Here is a 23,639-nt window from a genome sequence, read left to right on the forward strand (position 1 = left end):
TGTCAGGCGCCCTGCACCAGGGTGCCGATCAGATAGCCGTTGTAGCCGAGGTAGGCGAGCAGCAGCGCGCCGGCCTCGAAACGGTTGATGCGCCCCTGGCCGCGCCAGCCGATGCCGAAGATCATCAACGCCAGGGTCAGCACCGCCATCACCGGCCAGTCCCGCCAGAGCACCTCGCTGCTGACGTCGATCGGCGTGATCACTCCGGCCAGGCCCACCACCGCCAGCAGATTGAAGAGGTTGGAGCCCACCACGTTGCCCAGCACCAGGTCGTGCTCGTTCTTGCGCACCGCGGTGATCGCCGAGGCCAGTTCCGGCAGCGAGGTGCCGACCGCCACCACCGTCAGGCCGATGATCAGATCGCTCACCCCGAGCGCCTGGGCGATCCATACCGCCCCCCAGACCAGCAGCCGCGAACTGACGATCAGCAGTACCAGCCCGATCAGCGTCCAGACGATGCCCGCCCGCAGTGACATGGCATGCTCGGCCATGTTCGCCTCGGTCGTGACACCCAGCGCATCGACCGCGCCGCGCTTGGCGCGCCAGATGGTCAGGCCCATCAACCCGACCAGCAGCACCAGCAGCACGGCGCCGTCGAGCCGCGAAATGCGGCCGTTCAGCAGCAGCGCCCCGGCGATCAGTGTCGCCACCGCCAGCAGCGGCAGTTCCTGCTTGATCACCTGGGAGTGCACGGCGAGCGGGCTGAACAGTGCCGTCACGCCGAGGATCAGGCCGATGTTGGCGATGTTCGAGCCATAGGCGTTGCCCAGCGCCAGGCCGGGATTGCCCTGGGCGGCCGCCAGCACCGAGACCATCATCTCCGGCGCCGAGGTACCGAAGCCGATCACCAGGATCCCGATCAGCAACGACGGCAAGCCGAGATGGCCCGCCGTCGCCGCGGCGCCGTCGATGAAACGGTCGGCACTCCAGACCAGCAGAATCAAACCGACAACGATGGCTGCAATCGCCAGTAGCACAAGGCCTCCCCCGCCTCAGCGGACACGCTCCATGATTTTGCCCGCATGATGCCCGAGTCGTCGCGGCACGGCCAGTTGCCAGGTCCGCTCGGGGTCCGTACCTTCATGATGGGAATTCGCGACGGATCGAGAAACGCCGTTCGCCCCCGACCGGGAAGCGGTTACACTGGAAATCTTGACCGCATGACACCACGAATCACGGGACGACCGAGTGGAATCGACCACGGCTGACAGCAGGGACGCGCGCCCCCACCTGGACGCTCGGCACCCCCGGCGCACGCGCCGCCGGTTGCGGGTGTGCCACGAGTGCGACTGGCTGGTCGCCCTGCCGCCGCTGCGCGCCGGCGAGAAAGCCGACTGTCCGCGCTGCGGCCATACCCTGGCCCAGCGTCGCTCGCACCCGGCCGAACGCAACCTGGCCTTGTCGCTGGCGGCGCTGGTGGCCCTGGCGATCGCCGTCTCCTTTCCGTTCATCAGTTTCGAGTTCAGCGGTATCCATAATCGCATCGAGCTGTTCGAGACCACCACGCAACTGATCGGTTTCCATCAGCCCGTGGTGGCGGTCTGCGTGCTGCTGGGCATCGCCGTGCTGCCGGCCCTGTACCTGGCCAGCGTCGCCTGGCTGCACGTCGGCCTGCTGCGTCGCGAACCCTTGCCTTTCAGCCGCGGCATCGCGCGCTCGCTGGTCCACATGCACCCCTGGATGATGGCCGATGTGTTCATCGTCGGCACCCTGGTCAGCCTGATCAAGGTCGCCGGGCTGGCCGAGGTCAGTCTGGGCATCTCCTTCTGGGCCTTCTGCGCCTTCGCCGTGCTACTGCTGGTGACCACCCAGTCGATCGACAACGACTGGATGTGGTTCTCGCTGGCCGGCGAGCCACTGGCCCCGGCGCACAGCCGCACCGGCACCACGGCCGCCGAACAGGGGCTCGCCGGCTGCCCGACCTGCGGCCTGGTCAATACCCTCGACACGCACGGCCATGGGCGCTGCCGGCGTTGCGGCGAGCCACTCCACGCCCGCGTGCCGAACAGCCTGCAACGCACCTGGGCGCTGCTCGCCGCCTCGGCGGTGATGTACGTGCCGGCCAACCTCTATCCGATCATGACGACCACGTACCTGGGCGACGCCAGCCCGTCGACCATCATCGGCGGGGTCGTGCAGCTCTGGCAGATGGGCTCCTATCCGGTGGCCGGGGTGATCTTCGTCGCCAGCGTGCTGGTCCCGGTGGGCAAGTTGCTCGCCTTGAGCTGGCTGTGCATCGCCGCCCGCTACCGGACCGGCGAGCACCGTACCGTGCGCACCCGGTTGTACCGGGTCACCGAGCTGATCGGCCGCTGGTCGATGGTCGATGTCTTCGTGGTGGCGATCCTGGTGGCACTGATCCGCGCCGGGACGCTGATGTCGATCACCCCGGGCCCCGCGGCCCTGGCCTTCGCCGCCGTGGTGGTGCTGACCATGCTGGCGGCGATCACCTTCGACCCACGCCTGTTGTGGCAATCCCCGTCGTCCGTCAAGGAAGCCTCTCATGCCTGAAGCGCACCGCGCCCAACGCCAGGTGCAGTCCCGCATCTCGCCGATCTGGATCGTTCCGCTGGTCGCCGTGCTGATCGGCCTGTGGCTAGTCTACGACAACGTCAGCCGGCGCGGCCCGCAGATCACCCTGGAGATGCCCAACGCCGAAGGCATCGAGGCCGGCAAGACGCTGATCAAGACCCGCAACGTCGAGGTCGGCCGGGTCGAGAGCGTGCGCCTGTCGGACGACCTCTCGCACACCGTGGTCACCGCGCGGATGAGCGAGGACGCCGAACGCATGCTCAACGCGGGCACGCGTTTCTGGGTGGTCAAGCCGCGCATCGGCCGCGAGGGCATCAGCGGCCTGAACACCGTGCTCTCCGGGGCCTACATCCAGCTCCAGCCCGGCCAGGACGACGAGCGCAAGTACCATTTCAAGGTCCTCGACCAGCCGCCAGTCGCCCCGCCTGGCGCCGAGGGCGTGCGCATCAACCTGGTCAGCAAGCTGGGCAGTTCGCTGCGCGTCGGCGACCCGGTCACCTATCAGGGCTTCACCGTCGGCCGCGTCGAGGACGCCACCTTCGATCCCGACGATCGCGAGATGCACCATCGGCTGTTCATCGAATCGCCCTACGATACCCTGATCACCGAGGCCACCCGCTTCTGGTCGGCCTCGGGGATCAAGGTCGATCTCGATTCCGAGGGCGTGAGCGTGCAGATGGAATCGCTCGAGGCCCTGGTCGGCGGCGGCGTGACCTTCGGCATCCCCGAGGACATTCCACCGGGGCCCAAGGCCGAGCCGGACAGCACCTACACGCTCTATGCCGACGAGGAAAGCGCCCTGCAGGGCACCTACAACAGCAACCTGGAATACGTGCTGCTGGTCGACGACACCGTGCGCGGCCTCTCCAAGGGCTCGCCGGTGGAGTATCGCGGCGTGCGCGTGGGCACGGTGGTCAGCGTGCCCTGGCACTTCACCGCGCCGCAGCCCGACTCGCGGCAACGCTTCGCGATCCCGGTGCTGATCCGTATCGAGCCACAGCGCCTGACCCTCGACAACCAGCCGATCGATCTCGACGAGTGGCGTCAACGCTTCACGCGCATGTTCGGCTATGGCCTGCGAGCCTCGCTCAAGAACGGCAACCTGCTCACCGGAGCGCTGTTCGTCGACCTCAATTTCGACAAGGACCAGCGCGGCCAGTACCAGCCGGAAACCTTCGAGGGCAAGACGGTCTTCCCGACCACCGCGGGCGGCTTCGCGCAGATCGAGCAGAAGGTCTCGAACCTGCTCGACAAGCTCAACGAGCTGCAGGTCGAGCCGATCCTCGACAAGCTCGACAAGACCATGGCGACCTCGCAGGCGACTCTCGAGGAGGTGCGCCAGAGCGCCGAAACCCTGCGCCAGATGCTCGACGACCCGGCGACCCGCGAGATTCCTGGCAACCTCAACGCCACGCTCGAGAATCTGCAACGCGCACTCGACGGCCTCTCGCCCGACTCGAAGGCCTATCGCAAGCTCGACGACACGCTGGAAAGCATCGAGCGCCTGGTCCGCGACCTGCAGCCGCTGGCCGAGACGCTCAGCGAGCAGCCCAATGCGCTGATCTTCGATCGCAGCGCCGGCCAGGACCCGATCCCGCGGGCCCCCAAACCATGACACGGAGGGAATCGCCATGCCGATACAAGGAGTGAAGGCCGGGCGCCGTGGCGGCTGGATCGCCGCGCTCGCGCTGCTGATCACCCTCGCCGGCTGCGCCACCGGCGGGGGTAGCGACGCCACCCCGCGCTACATGCTGCCGGGGCCCGAACCGACCGGCGAAGCGCCTCCGACACCGGCACGCGACACCCTGGTCATCGACGGGGTGACGGTCAGCCGCTATCTCGACGACCCGGGCATCGTGCTGCAGACCGACGCCATCCGCCTGCACCAGGCCAGCAATCACCAGTGGGCGGAGCCGCTGAACCGACAGCTGTGGCGGGGCTTGCGCGACCGGCTGAGTCAACGGCTGCCCGCTACCCGAGTGCTCGATGGCGGCAACCCGAGTGGCGCCTTGCATCTGAGCGTCGAGGTCGATCGATTCCAGGGGCGCTATGACGGCGTGGCGGTGACCAGCGGGCGCTGGGAATTACGCGATGCGTCGGGGGGGATCGTCGAGGTGGCACCGTTTGCGGTCACCACGCCCCTCGACGAGGATGGCTACCCGGCGCTGGTTCACGCCCTGGGGAGTAACTGGGATGACGTGGCGGCACGCATCGCCGAGGGCATCCGCCGCTATCGGTCCAACGGCTAGGCGCTGTCCGAGGGAAAGGCCCCGGCGCCAATACGCGGGGCCACCGGCCGATCAGTCCTCGGCGTCGGCCTTCAACTGAGCGCGCAGCCGTGCCACGGCCTGACTGTGGAGCTGGCAGACCCGGGATTCGCTGACGCCGAGCACGGCGCCGATCTCCTTGAGGTTGAGCTCTTCCTGGTAGTAGAGGCCCAGCAGCAGCTTCTCGCGCTCGGGCAATTGCTCGATCGCGGCGATCAGCCGCTCGCGCTGCTCGGAACCGGCCAGCGCCTCGAAGGGGGATTGTGGCGCGCCGTCACCGCCCTCGGGCTCGCCGCCCTCCTCGATCATCTCCTCGAAGCCGAGCAGATGCCCGCCGTTGGTATCGGCGAGGCGCTGGCGATAATCGTCGAGGTCCAGCGACAGCGCCTCGGCGATCTCGCGCTCTTCCGCGGGTCGTCCGAACTGCTGCTCGAGACGACGAATGGTCTCGTCGATCTCGCGTGCATGACGACGCACGCTGCGCGGTACCCAGTCGCGGCTGCGCAGTTCGTCGATCATGGCACCGCGAATGCGCTGACTGGCGTAGGTGGTCAGGCTGGCGCCCTGCGCGGCGTTGTAACGTCCGAGCGCATCGAGCAGGCCCACCATGCCGGCCTGGATCAGGTCGTCCAGGTCGACGCTGGCGGGCAGGCGAACCTGAAGGGCCAGTGCCTGCCGACGCACCACGGGCAGATACTGGTCGAGCAAGGCCTGCTGATCGATTTTACCCTGTGCCGTGTACATCCGTTCGTCTCGACCCCATTACCGGGGGCAGCGCCGAGATGGCTGCCGATGGTGGCATTATTGCCTGCATCGGCGAGGCGCCAAGCGGTAAATACCCGGCCGCTTGTCAGGTTATTTCCGCTTTTGCGGCCTCAGCGGTAGTCGACGATCGCCTGAAGGCCGGTGATGCGCAGCGGTCGTGTCGGTTGATGCCCCCGCACCAGCCCGAAACGGAAACGCAGCGGCGCATCGGCCGCCAGCCCCGCGAGGCCCTTGCTGCGCCCGCGCGCCGCGGAGAGCGCGAGACAACGCTGCGGATGGCACAACCAGGCCCGCAGTCCGACCACCCCGGGGGGGACCTCGAAGCGCCAGGCAACCGAGGCGATCTCGCCGCGAACGGCGGCCGGCGGCTCGATGGCCCGTGAATCGACGAGCCGCCCCGGCGTGAACACGCGGACCGCGCGGGCATCGCCGACCCAGCTTCCCGGCGCACCGGCCCAGGCCGGCAGCGCCATCAGCCATCCCACGGCCATCAGCCAGTGACGGCGCTTCACGCCTCGTGCCCTTGGCGGCGAGTCGCCGGCACGATCCACAACTCGAAGCCCAGAAAGCCCGCCGCCGCCTGCTGCAGATTGGCCAGCAGCCCCGAGCGGGATGCCAGCGGCGGATGCACCAGCAACAGGCGACGCGGCCCGCCATGCTCGGCAAGCTGCTTGAGCAGTCGGTAACTGCGCCGGAAGGCCTCGCCGTCACGTCCGACCCAGAGTGCCCAGTGACGCTGTTGGGCGACCAGTGCGGCAAGATGCGGGCTGTCGGCCTGGGTCGGCACCACCCGCCAGCTGAGCGGATCGCCGACCCAGCGCTGCCCCTGCGCGTGCCAGCGCTGGAGCGCCTCGACCACCGGCGCCGTCGAGGCCTGGTCACCGCCCGGCAGGCCCACGACCATCAAGACCCGTGTCGGCGTCGACTCGACGGCGGTCAAGGTCGCGGTGTCGTCGATGGTCGCCTGCGCGGTGTACGGGGCGAGCGTTTCGGCCCAGCGGCGCAATCCGGCCGCCTGATCTCCGCCGCTCATGCTCAACGACTCGCCATCGGCTCGCGCGCGCCGCCGGCCAGCAGGAAGGCGTCGCGGGCGGCGAACAGGTACCACAAGGCCTCGAGCAGTGCCGAGGCACTACGCTTGCGGTTACCGCCGAGCAGTGCCAGCAGGTGACCCCGCAGGTCCATCGCCCACTCGGCGCTCTCCTGGTCGAGACGCACCGCCAGTGCCGCCAGCGACGCCGCCAGCCAGACCCGCAATTCGCCATCGACCTCACCGGCATCCGGCTCCAGCCACTGCCAGGCCCGCCGGGCCAGCGTGGCCAGCTCGTCGTGGGCCAGGTGGGTGGCCAGCGTGGCCAGCGGCAGGTCGGGCACGGCCGAGAACCAGTAGCGCTGCCCGAGGCGACGCCCGGTGTCGGGATCGACCAGGGCGGCGAACCAGGCGGTCAGCGGCATCGCCTCATCCCCTTCCACGCTCAACCGCCGCACGCCAAGCCGCACCGGCCGCCCCCGATGACGGATGGCGATATCCCCGACGGGTTGGGCATCGTCGGCCAGCTCCTTCAGGGTCCGACGTGACCCGTCGAACGCGACGCGACTGTTGGCCTGGGCCTGGGCCACCCAAAGGTCCCCCGCGGCCCCCAGGTAACGACGGGCTGCCGAGGAGGGGCAGCGCGGCAGGAAGTGTCGGCGCAACGCCCCCTCCTCCGCGACCTCGACCAGCTTCTCCGTCTCGCCCGCCGACTGGCGGTGCGCCGGCCAAGGCGCCACCTGAGCGAGATCGTCACCGTTCAGGGCGATGGCCGGCAAGCGCCAGTCGCTGCCCTTGAGCGGTGCCGTGCGCGACCAGAGCATGCCCCGGGGCGGCTCGACGAAAGCCGTCGACGACGTCGACGGCAGTGCCATCAGCCCGGCGACCCTGGCTCGCTGATGATCGAGAGGCAGGCCCAGCAGCGGCCAGGCGGTCTCCAGATTGGCAAAGCCGCCGACGCGCTCGCGCAACTGGTCGAAGACCGCCGCCAGGGTCCGCCCCTGCCCCAGCAGGCTGCGCGACAACGCGCGCCAGCGCTGGGCCGACGGGCCCGGCTGCCAGTCCAGCGGTTCGCCGACGAACGACGAGTCCTCGTCGTTCACCGCCAGCGAGCGACTGACCAGCGCCTGACGGTCGGCGAGCCGCAGATCCTCGGGGACCTGCTGGCCGTGCGACACGTAGTGCAGGCACAGCTCGTGACGGATGGCGATGTCGAGCACCGCGCCCAGCCGCGGCGCCTCGTCGACCTTGGTGAGAATCGCCCCGTACAGCGGCGCCCCGGCGGCCCGCGAGGCACGCTGATAGGTGACCACCACGTCTTCCAGCGTCTCGCCGTGGCTGGCCGCATTGAGCAACAGCAGACGTCGCACCGGGCGCGGCGTTCCGCCGAGCCGCGCCACCTGGTCGACCAGACGCTGGTCGCGCTGGCTCATGCCGACGGTATCGATGATCACCAGCCGCTTGTCGGCGAGCGTTTCCAGCAGCTCGCCCAGCGGCGCCTCGGCGTCGAGGGCATGGACCTCGGCCCCCAGCAAGCGCGCATAGATGCGCAACTGTTCATGGGCACCGATCCGGTAGCTGTCGGTGGTGACCAGCGCCACGCTGCCGGCCCCGTGACGCATCACGTAGCGCGCCGCCAGCTTGGCGGTGGTGGTGGTCTTGCCCACGCCGGTGGGCCCGAGCAGGGCGAAGACACCGCCCTCGTCGAGCAGGCGCCGCTCGTCGTCGAGCACCGCCAGACGCGTGGCGAGTTGCCGCTCGAGCCAGGCCAGGGCCTCGCTGCCGTCGGCGTGAATCAGTTCCACGGGCAGCGAATCGAGCAGCTCGCGGGCCAGGGCGTTGCCGTAGCCGGCGGCCTGCAGCCGCCGGTTGAGCCGCCGGCGATTGTCCTCCTGGCCGTTGCCCTGGGCCGCCGCCTGGCCGACCAGCAGCGAGCGCAGATCCTGCATCTCGCCGAGCAAGCGTTCGGTGAATGCCGAGAAATCCGCCGGCGCGCCCCCGGTGGGGGCGGCCGGCGGTTCGGGCGGCCGTGGCGCGGCGGGAGCGCGTTCCGGGGCAGCCGCGGGCGGTTCGACACCCCGGCCGGCCGGCGGTGAAGGACGCACCGCAGCCGGCGGTGCCGAGCGGGTCTCGGCCGGCGGCGTCGGCGGCATCTCCTCGGCCAGGGCCAGGATCTCGACACCTTCGTCGACCCGGCGGTTGGCCAGGATCAGGGCATCGTCGCCCAGTGCCGCGCGTACCTGACGCATGGCGTCACGGCTGTTGGCTCCGATGAATCGCTGTACGCTCATTGACGGCCTCCGACCAGCGTGGTGACTCGAATCGTCCGGTCATCCGGAATCTCGGCCTGCGACATCACCACGAGATGACGCAGACGACGGCGCAGGAATCGCGCCAGCAAGGCGCGCAAGCCGTGCGGAACGACCAGCACCGTGGGTTCGCCGAGTGCCTCCTGACGCGAGACGGCGGCTTCGGTCTGGGTCATCAGGGTATCGGCCAGCCCCGGCTCGATGGCCCCGCCGCCGTTCATCGCCTGGCTCAGCACCTGTTCGAGGTTGGCATCGAGACCGATCACGTGCAATTCGCCCTGCCCCGGGAACCACTGCTGGGTGATCGCCCGGCCCAGCGCCGCGCGGACCACCGCGGTCAGATCGTGGGCATCGCTCTGCGGCGTGGCATGTTCCGCCAGGGTATCGAGAATGGTGCGCATGTCGCGAATCGACACCTCCTCCTCGAGCAGATTCTGCAGGATGCGTTGCAGGGTGGTCAGCGAGACCAGCTTGGGCACCACGTCCTCGACCAGCGCCTTGTTCTCCTCGCCGAGCTTGTCGAGCAGTTGCTGGACCTCGTGGCGACCCAGCATGTCGCCGGCATGGCGATGCAGCAGATGGTTGAGATGGGTGGCCGCCACGGTGCCGGCATCGACCACGGTATAACCGTAGACCTGCGCCTGTTCGCGCTGGCCGCCGTCGATCCACACCGCCGGCAGACCGAAGGCCGGGTCCTCGGTGGGCGTGCCCTCCAGGTGGCCGGAGACCTGGCCGGGATCGATCGCCAGCCATTTTCCGGGGTAGGCCTCGGCGCGACCGATCTCGACCCCCTTGAGGGTGATCACGTAGGTATTGGGGCCGAGCTCCAGATTGTCGCGAATGTGCACCACCGGCGGCAGGAAGCCGACCTCCTGGGCGAACTTCTTGCGCACGCTCTTGATTCGCCCCAACAGTTCCCCATCCTGGCGGTGATCGACCAGCGGGATCAGGCGATGGCCGACCTCGAGCCCCAGGGTATCGACCAGTTGCACGTCGTCCCAACTGGCCTCGGGCGCCTCGGGGGCCGGCGGTGGCTCGCGGTTGACCGTCTCCTCGGCGAGCTTGTTGTCGCGGTGGCGGACCATCCACCAGGCCAGCACCCCCAGCACCGAACTGAACAGCAGGAAGACCAGGTTGGGCATGCCCGGCACCAGCCCCAGCAGCCCCATCACGCAGGCGGCGAGCACCAGCACCTGGGGGTTGTTGAACAACTGGGAGATCATCTGCTGGCCGACGTCCTGGTCGGTATTGACCCGCGACACGGTGACACCCGCCGCCGTCGAGATCACCAGCGCGGGGATCTGGGCCACCAGGCCGTCGCCGATGGTCAGCAGCGCATAGGTGCGCGCGGCGTTGCCGAAGCTCATGTCGTGCTGCAGCACGCCGATCAGCAGCCCGCCGATCAGGTTGACCACCATGATGATCAGCCCGGCCACGGCATCGCCGCGCACGAACTTGCTGGCGCCGTCCATCGAGCCGTAGAAATCGGATTCCTGGGCGATCTCGGCACGCCGCTGCTTGGCGTCCTCCTCGCCGATCAGCCCGGCGTTGAGATCGGCATCGATGGCCATCTGCTTGCCGGGCATGGAGTCGAGGGTGAAACGGGCGCCGACCTCGGCGATACGCCCGGCGCCCTTGGTGATGACCATGAAGTTGATGATCACCAGGATCAGGAACACCACCAGGCCCACCGCGAAGTTGCCGCCGATCAGGAACTCGCCGAACGCCTCGATCACCTTGCCCGCGGCGTCGCCGCCCTCGTCGCCGTTCATCAGCACCACACGGGTCGAGGCCACGTTCAGCGACAGTCGCAGCAAGGTAGTGAACAGCAATACCGCCGGGAAGGCCGCGAAATCCAGCGGCTTCTGGGTGAACATGCTCACCAGCAGCACCATGATCGACATGGCGATGTTGAAGGTGAAGAACATGTCGAGGGCGAACGGCGGCAACGGCAGGATCATCATCGACAGGATCATGACGATGAGGACCGGACCGGCCAGCAACTTCATCTGGGTGTTGCCCAGCCAGCTCTGGCGCCCCAGGGTGTCCATCAGACTCATTGCGTTTCCTCGTGGGACGAAGCGGCATCAGGGCCGACCGCCAGATCGTCGGGAATGGGCAGATCGCGCGGCGGTACGGGCATCTCACCGCCCTCGCGACGGACCTGATGCAGGCGGAACGCCCAGGCCATGACCTCGGCGACGGCCGTGTAAAGGGCGACCGGGATCTCCCGGTCGAGATCCACGTGACGGTACAGCGCTCGCGCCAGCGGCGGCGCCTCGAGGCGCGGGATCCGATGCTCGTCGCCGATCTCGCGGATGCGCGCGGCCACGGCATCGGCGCCCTTGGCGATCACCCGCGGCGCGCCCATCTCGCCGTCGCGGTAGCTCAGCGCCACCGCGTAATGCGTGGGGTTGGTGACGATCACGTCGGCCTCGGGCAACTTGCTCATCATGCGTCCGCGGGCCATGGCCTGCTGCTGCTGGCGGATCCGCCCCTTGATCTGCGGGTCGCCCTCGGATTCCTTGTGCTCCTTCTTGATCTCGTCCTTGGTCATGCGCAGCTGCTTGTTGTGGCTCCACAGCTGGTAGGGCACGTCGATCAACACCACCACGATCAGGGACAACACGATCAGGCCGCAACAGACCGCCGCCAGCCGCAGCGCATGGAACAGCGCCTGCTCGACGGGCTGATCCATCAGGGCCAGCAGCTCGCCTCGCTTGAGCCATAGAAACGTTGCCGCGACGCTGCCCGTGAGCACCGACTTGGCGATCGCCTTGGCGAGTTCGGTCAGCGCCTGGGACGAGACCATGCGCTTGAGGCCCTTGCCGGGATTGAGCTTGGAGAGCTGGGGCTTGAGCGACTTGCCGGAAATCAGCCAGCCACCCAGCAATGCCGGCGACACCGCGGCCACCACGGTGAGCAGCAGAAACAGCGGCAACACGGCTTCCAGGGAATGCGTGCCCAGGGCCCACAGGTGGGCCATCATGCGCGTGGTGTCGAAGGCAATGCCGCGGTCGAAGAGGAAGGCCTGCTCCATCATCGCGCCCAGGTCGTCGTAGAGCAGCGAGCCCATCGACCACAGGCCACCGACCCCGGCGAGCAGCATCATGAAGGTGGCGAGTTCGCGCGAGCGCGCGATCTGGCCCTCTTCACGCGCCTTTTCCTGGCGTCGTGGTGTCGGGTCTTCGGTCTTTTCTTCGTCGCTGCTATCGTCGGCCATGATCTCCACGCCGTGCATCGGCCACACATCGGTCGAGGCTTATTCTGCGCGGGGGGCGTTGTCGACGAACAGCGAAAAAGCGCGACGAATCGGACGTTAATCCACGATTGTCGCGCACACGGAGGGGAGCGCAAAGGGGGCACAAACCGGCAGGAACCGACGCGCCCCTACCGGTACGCGGGCCGGGTCGCCCTGACCGGGCACCCCGCCAGCGACGCGGAAACCCTAGAACCCTAGCGAATCCAGCAGGTCGTCCACCTGATCCTGACTGTTGACCACGTCCTCGCCCTCGGGCTTGATCTGCGGGCCGTTGAGCAACGACTGGCTGCGCTCGTTTTCCATGGACCGGCGCAGCTCCTGACGATCCTGGCTGTCGGGAACGCTGTCGAGCAGGACCTGGACCAGTTGATGCTCGATCTCGCGGACCATGTCCATCATGCGCTTGATCACCTGGCCGGTCAGGTCCTGGAAATCCTGGGCCATCATGATCTCGAACAGTTCGGCGTTGGTCGCCTTGGTCTGTGCCGGGACATCGCTGAGGTAGTTGCGCGTGTCCTGAACCAGCGCCTTGGCCTCGTCGAGCTCCTTGGGCTCGGCGAACCACTCCGCCCAGCGGGCATCGAGTTCGGTCGCCCGGGCCTCGAGCGCTTCCTGCAGCGGCTGGGCGCGGTCGATGGCGTTGAGCGCCCGCTCGGCGGCCTGCTCGGTCATCGAGGCGACATAGCTGAGACGATCGCGGGCATCGGGAATCGCTTCCGCGGCCTTTTCGATCTCCTTGTCGAGACCCAGTTCGCGCATGCTGTCACGCAGCATGCGAGTCAGTTGACCGATTCGCTGGACCAGATCGTCGCCGCCCTGCGTTCCGGTGTGCTGTGCTTCAGCACTCATGGCTCACCCTCCTTCACAATTATGCTTATTTGCCCAGTTTCTCGAAGATCTTGTTGAGCTTTTCTTCCAGGGTGGCCGCCGTGAACGGCTTGACGACGTAACCATTGGCGCCGGCCTGCGCGGCGGCGATGATGTTCTCCTTCTTGGCTTCGGCGGTGACCATCAGTACCGGCAGCGATTTCAGCGCGTCATCGGCCCGGATCTGCTTGAGCATCTCGAGGCCGTCGAGATTGGGCATGTTCCAGTCGGACACCACGAATTCGAAACCGCCGCCGCGCAACTTGCCCAGCGCGTCCTGGCCGTCTTCGGCCTCCTCGACATTGTTGTAACCCAGTTCCTTGAGCAGGCTGCGCACGATACGCCGCATGGTGGGAAAGTCATCGACCACCAGAATGCTCATGTTCTTGTCGGACATCGTCGTTCCTCGTCTTTCGTCGTCAATCGGATATATCGGGTTGTGTCAGAATTCTTCCCAGTCGTTCTCGGCGGATACCGCGGAACGTGAGTCGATTCGTGGGGTGGCCGTCTGAGCGGTTTCGCTCGTCGCCGACGAACGCGGCAACGCGGCGGACTGCGCGACGCCGGCCGGCGTCGGGCCGGCGTTGGCCAGACGGAACAGTGCAACGGCCTGTTCGAGGCGGGTGGCCTGCTCCTCCAGCGAAGCGGCGGCCGCCGAGGCCTGCTGAACCAGCGCCGAATTCTGCTGGGTGACCTCGTCCATCTGCGTCACTGCCTGGCTGACCTGGTCGATGCCGTCGCTCTGCTCCTGCGAGGCGGCGGATATCTCGTCCATGATGTCGGTGACACGCTTCACCGAGGCGACCACCTCGCGCATCGTGTCGCCGGCCTCCTCGACCAGCGTCGACCCCTGCTCGACCTGGGCGACGGAGTTGTCGATCAGTTCCCGGATCTCCTTGGCGGCGGTGGCGCTGCGGCTGGCCAGGTTGCGTACCTCGCCGGCGACCACCGCGAAGCCGCGGCCCTGCTCGCCGGCCCGTGCCGCCTCCACCGACGCATTGAGCGCCAGGATGTTGGTCTGGAAGGCGATCGAGTCGATCACGCCGGTGATGTCGGCGATCTGGCGCGAACTCGTCGAGATACCCTGCATGGTGTCGATCACCCGATCGACCACCTCGCCGCCATGTCCCGCGGTCGTCGAGGCATCGTTGGCGAGGGTGCTGGCCTGGCGGGCGTTGTCGGCGTTCTGCTTCACCGTGGCGGTCAGTTCTTCCATGCTGGCGGCGGTTTCCGCGATCGAAGCCGCCTGCTGTTCGGTACGCGACGACAGATCGGCATTGCCGCCGGCGATCTCGCGGGTGCCGGTATGAATGGAGCCGCTGCCCTCGCGCACCGTGCGAACGGTCGTCGCCAGCCCCTGCTGCATCTCGCGCATGGCGGCGAACAGCTGGCCGATCTCGTTGTTGCTCGACACCCGGATGTCACGGGACAGATCGGCATTGGCGATCGCCTGGAAGTGCTCGACCGCCGCCTCGAGCGGACGCACGACCATCCGCGACAGACCGAAGCGCACCGCGACCAGCATCAGCAGGGCGAGAACCACGATGACCACGCCGATGATCTCGAACAGACGCACCTGATCATGGTAGGCGGTCATCAAGTCCTCACCGCGCACGTTGGCATAATGCACGAAGTCGGTCATCGCCGTGTTGAGCGGCGTATCGTAGGTGTCGAGGCGTGTCTTGAGGTCGCGATAGGTCGTCACGTCACCGTCGGCGAGTGCCTGACGCTGCTTGTCCAGAATATCCAGGACGCTGCCGAAGTTGTCGACGACGGCCGCGCTGAGTTCACGCCCCTGCTCTGTCTTGGGCTGGGCCTTGAACGTCTCGAAACGAACGCGGGAACGCTCGAGCAGATCGCCGGCCTTGGCCACCTGAGTGGCGGCGCGCTCCGTCTTGCCCAGATACAGGGCGTTCGACGCGCCTTCCAGGGCGAGGTTGGCTCGCAGCTTGAGCACGTCGGCGCGGGAGATTTCACTCAGTTGCTTGACGTTGATCCGGTTGACGGTATCGATCGATGCCTCGGCACTGCGGTTGGCGGTATACGACAGCCCTTCCAGGATGAGGAAGAAGAGCCCGACACACACCAACACCGACGTCAGCAAGGCACTGATGGAAATATTGCCCAGTAGGCGCTTCACAATGCGGTCTCCCTGCTTTACTTGGAATAATGGCGGTTCAGACCCGCTGGGCGCGGCCCGACGCGGCGACCTGATTCATGATGCGTGCCGCCATCTGATCGAGGTCGACACTTTCGACCGCGCCCCCCAGGGCCACGGCTTCCCGGGGCATGCCATAGACCACGCAGGTCGCCTCGGTCTGCGCCAGGGTATGCGCGCCGGCCTGGCGCATTTCCAGCAGTCCGGCGGCACCGTCCTTGCCCATCCCGGTGAGGATCACGCCGATCGCGTTGCGCCCGGCGTTCTGCGCCGCCGAATGAAACAGCACGTCCACCGAGGGGCGATGCCGGTTGACCGGGTCGCCATCGTCGAGGCGGACCACGTAATTGGCGCCGCTGCGGGCCAGCTTCAGGTGACGATCGCCGGGCGCGATGTAGGCGTGCCCCGGCAGGACCCGTTCGCCGTCCTCGGCTTCCTTGACGCTGATCCGGCAGATACGGTCGAGTCGCTCGGCGAAGGACCGCGTGAAGCCGCCCGGCATGTGCTGGGTGATCAGAATGGCCGGGGTGTTGGCCGGCAGCGGCTCGAGGACGTTGCGGATCGCCTCGGTACCGCCGGTGGAGGCCCCGATGATGATCAGCTTCTCGCTGGAAATCAGCGGCGCCTTGAGCGGCGCGGCGGGGGCCGGCGGCGTACGCGGCGCGGCACGCGGGCGCGAACGGGCGGCGGCACGAATCTTGTCGGCGATCATCTCGCCGTAGTCGAGCATCCCGCTGCGGATCCCCAGCTGTGGCTTGGCAATGAAGTCCACGGCGCCCAGCTCGAGCGCCCGCAGGGTGACCTCGGAGCCGGCCTGGGTGAGCGACGACACCATCAGCACCGGCATCGGCCGCAGGCGCATCAACCGCTCGAGAAAGTCGATGCCGTCCATGCGCGGCATCTCGACGTCGAGGGTCAGCACATCGGGATTGGTGCGCTTGATGAGATCGCGTGCCACGAGCGGGTCGGGCGCCGTCGCCACGACTTCCATATCGGGGTGCGAGTTGATGATCTCGCTCATCAGGTCACGGATCAGCGCCGAGTCGTCGACACACAACACCTTGATCTTCGGGCCACTCAAGAGGGGTTCTCCTTTCCTGTGCCCAGCCGTCACGATTGATGCTCGGCCGGGCAGTCATGTTCTCTATCGGCGGCCTGACGCACGACTTGAGGGTGCGCCGGCCAGTTCGTAGACGGTCTGACCGCGCAGTCGAAACGCCTGACTGATATAGGAAAAGTTCTCGGAATGGCCGGCAAACAGCAGACCATCAGGCTTGAGCAGCGGCACGAAGCGATCGAGAATCTTGGCCTGGGTCGTCTTGTCGAAATAGATCATCACGTTACGGCAGAAGATCGCATCGAAGGGTCCGTCCAGGGGCCAGGACGGCGCCAGCAGATTGAGCTGACGAAACTCGACCATCGCCGTGAGTTCGGGACGAATTCTCGCCAGACCGGCTCGCGTGCCGCCCCCGCGCAGGAAAAAGCGCTTGCGTCGCTCTTCGCTGAGCTTGAGAACCTGCTCCAGCGGATAGACCGCCTCCCGGGCACGATTCAGGGCATCGGTGTCGATGTCGGTGGCGACCACCCGCGACTCACGGGCCTTGGCCCCCAGCACCTCGCTGAGGGTCATGGCGATCGAATAGGGCTCCTCGCCGGTCGAGGCCGCGGCACACCAGATACGCACCGGACCACTGCGGCCGCTGAGATGATCGGCCAGCAACGGGAAATGGTGCGCCTCGCGGAAGAATGCCGTGAGGTTGGTGGTCAGCGCGTTGGTGAATGCCTCCCACTCCTTGGCATCGGGCTGACGCTCGAGCCGCGCCAGGTATTCCGAGAAGTGGGTCATCTTGTGCAACCGCAGACGCCGGGCGAGACGACTGTAGACCATTTCCCGCTTGTGCTCGGCCAGCACGATACCCGCCCGCTGATAGATCAGCTTGCGCACGCGCTCGAAATCGCCATCGGTCATGGTCAGGTCACGCTCGAGCGGGGTGCCGCCCGAGCGGGCCGCCGCGCCTGCGGCGTCGGCAGGCCCCGTGGGCGTGTTCAGAAGGTTTCCCATTCGCTCTCACTCGCGGTTTCGGCGGCAGGGTCCTGCCGCTCGGTCCTGGGTCGGTCCAGTGCCGGCGTTTCGCTGTCGGACTGACGGCGTGCCGCGGCGGCCCGGAAGCGCGTCTGGCGGTCGACGTTCTCCTTGCCGCTGCCGCTCAGGCGCAGCACGGCGATGGCGTTGGCCAGGTAGGCCACCTGCTCGTCGAGCTGCTGGGCGGCCCGCGCCGAGGTCTGGACCCGCTCGGCGTTCTGCTGGGTGACCTCGTCCATCTGCGCCACCGCCTGGTTGACCTGCTCGATGCCGCTGGTCTGCTCGTCGGAGGCCGAGGCGATCTCGCCCATGATGTCGTTGACCTTGGTCACCGCGCCGACCACGCTCTCGATCGACGCCTCGGCGCGCTTGACCAGTTCCGCCCCGCCGTCGATCTCCTGGGCCGAGCCGTCGATCAGCGCGCGGATCTCCTTGGCGGCCTCGGCACTGCGGCTGGCCAGGTTGCGTACCTCGCCGGCGACCACCGCGAAGCCCCGGCCCTGCTCGCCGGCCCGCGCCGCCTCCACCGAGGCGTTGAGCGCCAGGATGTTGGTCTGGAAGGCGATCGAGTCGATCACGCCGATGATCTCGGAGACCTTGCGCGAGCTGTCGGTGATCCGGCCCATGGTGTCGACCACCTGACCCATCACCTCGCCGCTCTCGCGGACCGAACCGACCGCGTTGCCGGCCAGGCTGCTGGCTTCACGGGCGTTGGCGGCGTTCTGCTTCACCGTGGCGGTCATCTGCTCCATGCTCGATGCCGTCTCGGCCAGCGACGACGCCTGCTGCTCGGTGCGCGACGACAGATCCTCGTTACCCGACGCGATGTCCCGCGAGGCCGGGCGCACCATCGACACACTGTGATCGACGTCCTTGACGATGCTGCCCAGGCTCTTGCGCATCACGTCGAGGGCCGCCATCAGCTCGCCGATCTCGTCGTTGCGCCGGCTAGGCATGGTGGCCCCCAGGTTGCCCGCCGAAATCTGCAGGGTGAACTGCTTGGATTCCTTGATCGGCCGGCGAATCGCGCGCATGCTCGCCACACCCATGATCACCAGCAGCACCAGGCCCAGCGCGATCAGACCGAGCTGCGCCATGAGAATCCGCTGTTTCTCGGCCTCGGCCTGTTCGACCAGCGCCTCGGCCTGGGCCTGCTTGCTGGAAACCAGTTGGTTGAGCACCCCGCTGAGCTTTTCGCCTTCGGTCAAAAGGGTCTCGTTGTAAGCGGTGTAGGCCTGATAGAAGTCCCCGTTGTTGAGACTCTCGATGACCTGGTCCAGCGCCTTGCGGTAGGTGGCCAGACCGTCGCCGAAGGACTGCGCCGCCTCGGAATGGTTGACGCCGCGGTCCATGAATTCCCCCCACAGGCGGTCGAGATCGGTATCGATCGTCTTGACCTGCTGGGTGACCTTGTCGAGGTCGCCGGACATCGGATTGCTGACCGGGTCGGCGACCAGATCGCGCCCCCGGCCCATCAATTGATCGATCTGCTGCAGACGCGCGACGTCCTTGAGGCCGTTGCTGTTGACGTCATGCAGCCGCTCGGACGAGGCCTGCAGGCCGTAGATACCCAGCCCGCTCCCGGCGACCAGCAGCACCAGGGCCAGGCCGATCATCGACGCCATGCGCCCCTGCAGGGTGCGCAGCCGCAGGCGTCGCAACCGCGCCCACAGCCCGCGGCGAACGATCCTGCCCTGCGCCAGTCGCACGCCCCGAGCCTTGCCGGCACGCAGTTGAGCGTAGACCTGTTCGGCCTGCCGACAGGCCTCGGGGTCGGCCTTGACCCGCACCGAGGCGTAACCCTGGAGCTCACCCTCTTCGTAGATCGGCGTCACGCTGGCATCCACCCAGTAGTGATCGCCGTTCTTGCAACGGTTCTTGACCAGCCCGCGCCAGGGTTCGCCGGCCTCCAGCGTTTCCCAGAGGTTGGCGAACGCCGCCTCGGGCATGTCCGGGTGGCGGACGATGCTATGCGGGGCGCCGATCAGTTCCTCCCGCGAGAAGCCGCTGACCTCGACGAAGGCGGGGTTGGCATAGGTGATCCGCCCCTTGAGGTCGGTACGGGAAATCAGATAGTGCTCGTCGTCGAGCGGATATTCACGCTGTGTGACCGGCTGATTGTCTCGCATGTCATCGTTTCCCCTGGTGTTGGCCGTCAATAGGCTTATTGTGTTGTTCGCGCGTCCTAGAACGCTTCCCAATCGTTGCCACCGTCCGTCGCGAGCGCGCGCGGTGCCGACTTCTGACGGGCGGAGTCACGCCCCAGGGCCGGTGCCCCGCCGCCGGCCTGGCGGCGTGCCGCGGCGGCCTGGAAGCGGGCCTGACGATCGACGCTCTCCTTGCCACTGCCCCGCAGGCGCAGTACCGCCATCGCCTCGGCCAGACGCACCACCTGCTCGTCGAGCTGCCTGGCGGCCCGCGCGGAGGTCTGGACCCGCTCCGAGTTCTGCTGGGTGACCTCGTCCATCTGCGCCACCGCCTGGTTGATCTGCTCGATGCCGCGAGTCTGCTCGTCGGAGGCCGAGGCGATCTCGCCCATGATGTCGTTGACCTTGGTCACCGCGCCGACCACGCTCTCGATCGACGCCTCGGCGCGCTTGACCAGTTCCGCCCCGCCGTCGATCTCCTGGGCCGAACCGTCGATCAGCGCGCGGATCTCCTTGGCGGCCTCGGCACTGCGGCTGGCCAGGTTGCGTACCTCGCCGGCGACCACCGCGAAGCCCCGGCCCTGCTCGCCGGCCCGTGCCGCCTCCACCGAGGCGTTGAGCGCCAGGATGTTGGTCTGGAAGGCGATCGAATCGATCACGCCGATGATCTCGGAGACCTTGCGCGAGCTGTCGGTGATCCGGCCCATGGTGTCGACCACCTGACCCATCACCTCGCCGCTCTCGCGGACCGAGCCGACCGCGTTGCCGGCCAGGTTGCTGGCTTCACGGGCATTGGCGGCGTTCTGCTTCACCGTGGCGGTTATCTGCTCCATGCTCGAGGCGGTTTCCTCGAGCGAGGCGGCCTGCTGTTCGGTGCGCGACGACAGATCCTCGTTGCCTGCCGCGATGTCCCGCGAGGCCGGACGCACCACCGACACGCTCTGATCGACGTCCTTGACGATGCTACCCAGGCTCTTGCGCATCGCGTCGAGCGACAGCATCAGATCGCCGAGTTCATCGTTGCGCCGGCTGGGCATGGTGGAGCCCAGGTTGCCCGCCGAAATCTGCAGGGTGAACTGCTGGGATTCCTTGATCGGCCGGCGAAGCGCGCGCACGCTCACCGCGCCCATGAGCACCAGCAGCACCAGGCCGATCGCCAGCAACACGCTCTGCACGATCATCATCTGATCACGCTGCGCCTGCGCCGTGACGGCCAGTTCGCGGGCATCGGCCTGCTTCGCTTCGATCAGCTGGTTGACACTGGTCGATAGCGCCGCGCCCTGCTTCTGAAGGTCCCCCAGGTGGTCGCGCAGCGCCACGAAGGCATCGAAGGCCTCGTCGCCGGAAAACGCCTCGGCGATGCTGCCCAGCCCCTGCTTCAGGTAGGCCTCGAGCTGCTCGCCAAAGGCGCGCGCCTCCGCGGTATCGTTGACCGCACGGGCACTGTACGCCGCCCAGGTGTCATCGATGCGTGCGCTGAGCTCCTGAAGCCGCTTGGCATAGTCGAGACGCTGATCCATCAACGTCATGCGCTCGTTGTTGGACAGGATCTGATAGCCCCGGGTCGCCAACTGGCCGATCTGCTGCAGGCGCGCGACGTCCTCGAGCCCATCGCGCTGCAAGGCCTGAGTGCGTTCGCCGGCCTCGTTGACCCCATACAGGCCCATGCCGCCACTGATCCCCAACAGCACCAGCGACAGCACGACCATCCCGATCATCCGGCCCTGCAACGAACGCAGACGCATGCGACGCAGGCGTGCCCACAGGCCGCGACGCACGATCTGCCCCCGCTCGAGACGCACCTTCTTCGCCTGGCCGGCACGCATCTGGGCATAGATGCGCTCGGCGCGCCGGACCGCTTCGCCGTCGGCCTGCACCCTGACCGACGCGTAGCCCTGGACCTCGCCGTTCTCGTAGATCGGCGTCACGCTGGCTTCGACCCAGTAGTGATCGCCGTTCTTGCGCCGGTTCTTGACCAGCCCCTGCCAGGATTCACCGGCCTCGAGCGTCTCCCAGAGATTGGCGAACGCCGCCTCGGGCATGTCCGGGTGGCGAACGAGGCTGTGCGGCGCACCGATCAGTTCGTCCCGGCTGAAGCCACTGACCTCGACGAAGGCCGGGTTGGCATAGGTGATCCGTCCCTTGAGGTCCGTCCGCGTAATCAGGTAATGCTCGTCGTTGAGAGGGTATTCACGCTGAGTGACGGGCTGGTTGTCGCGCATGTCTTGGTTCCCCACTGAGTGCTTTCGCGTACTCGTTTTTCGTTATGTCCTGAGTGGTGGTGGCTGGGCCTCGCGGCCCCCAGCCCTCATCGCACTCTGTGCCGCCGGGATTTGCCGGGTCGGCGAGGCATGACCGGGGGGATCCCCGATCAGAACGTTTCCCACTCGGCTTCGTTGCTCTCGCGCGTCGTCTCGGCATCGGACTTGCGGCTCGGCAATGCCGCCGTCGTTTTCGTCGATGACTGGCGCGCGCCCCCCGCTGACGGCTGATGCGCGATCGCCTCGCCATCGTCCTGGCCCGCGGCCAGGCGGAACTGGGCGACCGACTCCCTCAGCACCTCGGCTTCGCGCGCCAGGGCGTTGGCGGCGAGCGCCGATTCCTGCACCAGACTGGCGTTCTGCTGGGTGACCTGATCCATCTGGCTGATGGCCTGATTGGTCTGGCCGATGCCGTTGCTCTGTTCCTGGGAGGCCGCGGCGATCTCGTCCATGATGTCGTTGACCCGCTGCACCGAGGCGACGATATCGCTCATGGTGGAGCCGGCCTGATCGACCAGCCGGGAGCCGGCGTCGACCCGCGAGACCGAAGCCTCGATCAGATCGCGGATCTCCTTGGCGGCATCGGCGCTGCGACTGGCCAGGTTGCGCACCTCGCCGGCCACCACGGCGAAACCGCGGCCCTGCTCACCGGCGCGCGCCGCCTCCACCGAGGCGTTGAGCGCCAGGATGTTGGTCTGAAAGGCGATCGAGTCGATCACGTCGATGATGTCGACGACCTTGTGCGAGCTGCTGCTGATGTCGCGCATGGTTTCGACCACCTCGCCAACCACATTGCCGCCGCGTTCGGCGGTCTGCGCGGCACTCTCGGCGAGTTGGCTGGCCTGGCGGGCATTGTCGGCGTTCTGATCGACGGTCGAGGTCAACTGCTCCATGCTCGAGGCCGTTTCGGCCAGGGACGATGCCTGCTGCTCGGTGCGCGAGGACAGGTCGTTGTTGCCGTTGGCGATGTTCTGGGAGTCACGGTAGATGGCCTGACTGCTGCGCCGCACACTGCCCACCGTCCGCGACAGCCCCTCCTGGGTACGCCGCAGGGCGGCAAACAGCTTGCCGATCTCGTTGTCGCCGCGCCGTTCGATGTCGGCGGACAAATCGCCCGCGGCGAGGCGCTCGAAGTGCTCGACGACACGCCCCAACGGCTGAATGACGTTGCGGGTGATGCCCCACAGCACGACCAGGATCATGATCAGTGCCGCGACCAGCGCCGCGCCGATGGCCATCTTGAGCATCAGCGCCATGCCCTCGAAATCGTCGAAGAGCGTATGGCCGTCGTTCTCGGCGGTGACGAAGAAGTCGGTGGCACTCTCATAGAAGGCATCGTTGAGCGCCTGGACCGACTGGGTCGCCTCGCTGTAGGCGGCCAGATCAGTGTCCTGAAGCGCTTTGACCTGGGGCGCCAGGCCTTCCTCGAGCAGACGCTGGAAACGCGACTCGACCTCGTCGATCAGCTCCTGGTACTTCGCCTCGACGGGGATGGCGTGAAACTCGGCGAAGGTCTTCTGCAGGGACTCGAGCTGCCGGGACAGGTCGGCAGCATCGCCACTGTCGTTGCCCCACGTCGAACCGGTCAGGCTGGCATACTGATTCTGAATCGCGAGTCGCAGGTTGAGCAGTTGCGTATTGGCTCGATTCAGCGTCGCTTGCTGCTCGACATTGACCTGATTGAGCGTACCCAATGCCTGCTGGCTGTAGTGAACGGCATACCAGCCCAGGGCACTCACCCCGACCAGCAATGCCGTGAACACCACCAGGACCAGCATCCAACTGGTCTTGACGGTCATGTCATTGAATCGTTTCACATTGCCCCCTTGCACCAGAAACCTGGAATCGATCCCGACGGCGGTGTCTGTCGCTCTTTTTTATCGCGCTCGGGCCGCCTCATGGTCTTGTCGGCCGTACGCGGCGTTATCGATGAATTCGCGCCCGTCGGGTGCCACTGA

18 protein-coding genes are annotated in these 23,639 nt (G+C 67.1%); 3 read left to right on the forward strand and 15 right to left on the reverse strand.

Annotated elements, in window-relative coordinates; all coding sequences use genetic code 11:
- Positions 1-2: 2 nt before the first annotated feature.
- On the reverse strand, positions 3-977 hold the full coding sequence (locus D0901_RS01015; protein ID WP_129138428.1) for a calcium/sodium antiporter: 975 nt from the start codon (positions 975-977) through the stop codon (positions 3-5).
- Between the two features lie 211 nt (positions 978-1,188).
- Here D0901_RS01015 and D0901_RS01020 point away from each other — a divergent pair, with 211 nt between their 5' ends.
- The 3 genes from D0901_RS01020 to D0901_RS01030 are packed head-to-tail and all read left to right on the forward strand — an operon-like array spanning position 1,189 to position 4,781.
- On the forward strand, positions 1,189-2,511 hold the full coding sequence (locus D0901_RS01020; protein ID WP_129138429.1) for a PqiA/YebS family transporter subunit: 1,323 nt from the start codon (positions 1,189-1,191) through the stop codon (positions 2,509-2,511).
- A complete protein-coding gene (pqiB, locus tag D0901_RS01025) occupies positions 2,504-4,147 on the forward strand; it encodes an intermembrane transport protein PqiB (RefSeq protein ID WP_129138430.1) in 1,644 nt (547 codons plus the stop codon). The genes D0901_RS01020 and pqiB overlap by 8 nt, the downstream gene beginning before the upstream one ends.
- A 16-nt stretch (positions 4,148-4,163) precedes the next feature.
- Complete coding sequence (locus D0901_RS01030) at positions 4,164-4,781, forward strand: PqiC family protein (protein ID WP_129138431.1); 618 nt, start codon at positions 4,164-4,166, stop codon at positions 4,779-4,781.
- A gap of 51 nt (positions 4,782-4,832) precedes the next feature.
- Here D0901_RS01030 and D0901_RS01035 read toward each other — a convergent pair whose 3' ends face one another.
- From D0901_RS01035 to D0901_RS21195, 14 genes are all read right to left on the reverse strand, one after another.
- Positions 4,833-5,543: an RNA polymerase sigma factor FliA gene (locus tag D0901_RS01035; RefSeq protein WP_129138432.1), complete on the reverse strand. Its 711-nt coding sequence runs from the start codon at positions 5,541-5,543 to the stop codon at positions 4,833-4,835.
- Between the two features lie 131 nt (positions 5,544-5,674).
- Positions 5,675-6,076: a flagellar protein FlhE gene (locus D0901_RS01040; RefSeq protein WP_129138433.1), complete on the reverse strand. Its 402-nt coding sequence runs from the start codon at positions 6,074-6,076 to the stop codon at positions 5,675-5,677.
- Positions 6,073-6,597, reverse strand: a complete 525-nt coding sequence (locus D0901_RS01045) for a hypothetical protein (protein ID WP_129138434.1) — start codon at positions 6,595-6,597, stop codon at positions 6,073-6,075. The genes D0901_RS01040 and D0901_RS01045 overlap by 4 nt, the downstream gene beginning before the upstream one ends.
- A 2-nt stretch (positions 6,598-6,599) precedes the next feature.
- On the reverse strand, positions 6,600-8,885 hold the full coding sequence (gene flhF / locus D0901_RS01050; RefSeq protein WP_129138435.1) for a flagellar biosynthesis GTPase FlhF: 2,286 nt from the start codon (positions 8,883-8,885) through the stop codon (positions 6,600-6,602).
- Positions 8,882-10,963 (reverse strand): flagellar biosynthesis protein FlhA, encoded by a 2,082-nt coding sequence (flhA, locus tag D0901_RS01055; RefSeq protein WP_129138436.1) that lies wholly within the window; start codon positions 10,961-10,963, stop codon positions 8,882-8,884. The genes flhF and flhA overlap by 4 nt, the downstream gene beginning before the upstream one ends.
- The gene (flhB, locus tag D0901_RS01060; RefSeq protein ID WP_129138437.1) at positions 10,960-12,126 is read right to left on the reverse strand and encodes a flagellar biosynthesis protein FlhB; all 1,167 of its coding nucleotides are present in this window, start codon (positions 12,124-12,126) and stop codon (positions 10,960-10,962) included. Before flhB ends, flhA begins: the two co-directional genes overlap by 4 nt.
- Before the next feature lie 225 nt (positions 12,127-12,351).
- Positions 12,352-13,014 carry a protein phosphatase CheZ gene (gene cheZ, locus D0901_RS01065; RefSeq protein ID WP_129138438.1) on the reverse strand — a complete coding sequence of 221 codons (663 nt, stop codon included), beginning with the start codon at positions 13,012-13,014 and terminating at the stop codon, positions 12,352-12,354.
- A 25-nt stretch (positions 13,015-13,039) separates the two neighbouring features.
- Complete coding sequence (cheY, locus tag D0901_RS01070) at positions 13,040-13,429, reverse strand: chemotaxis response regulator CheY (RefSeq protein ID WP_129138439.1); 390 nt, start codon at positions 13,427-13,429, stop codon at positions 13,040-13,042.
- Positions 13,430-13,474: 45 nt separating this feature from the next.
- Entirely contained in the window at positions 13,475-15,172 is a 1,698-nt protein-coding gene (locus D0901_RS21365; RefSeq protein ID WP_129138440.1) for a methyl-accepting chemotaxis protein, read from the reverse strand.
- Between the two features lie 37 nt (positions 15,173-15,209).
- Positions 15,210-16,271: a protein-glutamate methylesterase/protein-glutamine glutaminase gene (locus D0901_RS01080; RefSeq protein ID WP_129138441.1), complete on the reverse strand. Its 1,062-nt coding sequence runs from the start codon at positions 16,269-16,271 to the stop codon at positions 15,210-15,212.
- A gap of 63 nt (positions 16,272-16,334) precedes the next feature.
- On the reverse strand, positions 16,335-17,159 hold the full coding sequence (locus D0901_RS01085; RefSeq protein ID WP_224419798.1) for a CheR family methyltransferase: 825 nt from the start codon (positions 17,157-17,159) through the stop codon (positions 16,335-16,337).
- A 77-nt stretch (positions 17,160-17,236) separates the two neighbouring features.
- Positions 17,237-19,402, reverse strand: coding sequence for a methyl-accepting chemotaxis protein (locus D0901_RS21370; RefSeq protein ID WP_129138443.1), 2,166 nt, complete (start codon positions 19,400-19,402; stop codon positions 17,237-17,239).
- A gap of 56 nt (positions 19,403-19,458) precedes the next feature.
- Positions 19,459-21,642 carry a methyl-accepting chemotaxis protein gene (locus tag D0901_RS21375; protein ID WP_129138444.1) on the reverse strand — a complete coding sequence of 728 codons (2,184 nt, stop codon included), beginning with the start codon at positions 21,640-21,642 and terminating at the stop codon, positions 19,459-19,461.
- Between the two features lie 149 nt (positions 21,643-21,791).
- Positions 21,792-23,480: a methyl-accepting chemotaxis protein gene (locus D0901_RS21195; RefSeq protein WP_203234772.1), complete on the reverse strand. Its 1,689-nt coding sequence runs from the start codon at positions 23,478-23,480 to the stop codon at positions 21,792-21,794.
- Positions 23,481-23,639: the final 159 nt, after the last annotated feature.

This window comes from Modicisalibacter coralii (assembly GCF_004117855.1).
GTDB classification, from domain to species: domain Bacteria; phylum Pseudomonadota; class Gammaproteobacteria; order Pseudomonadales; family Halomonadaceae; genus Modicisalibacter; species Modicisalibacter coralii.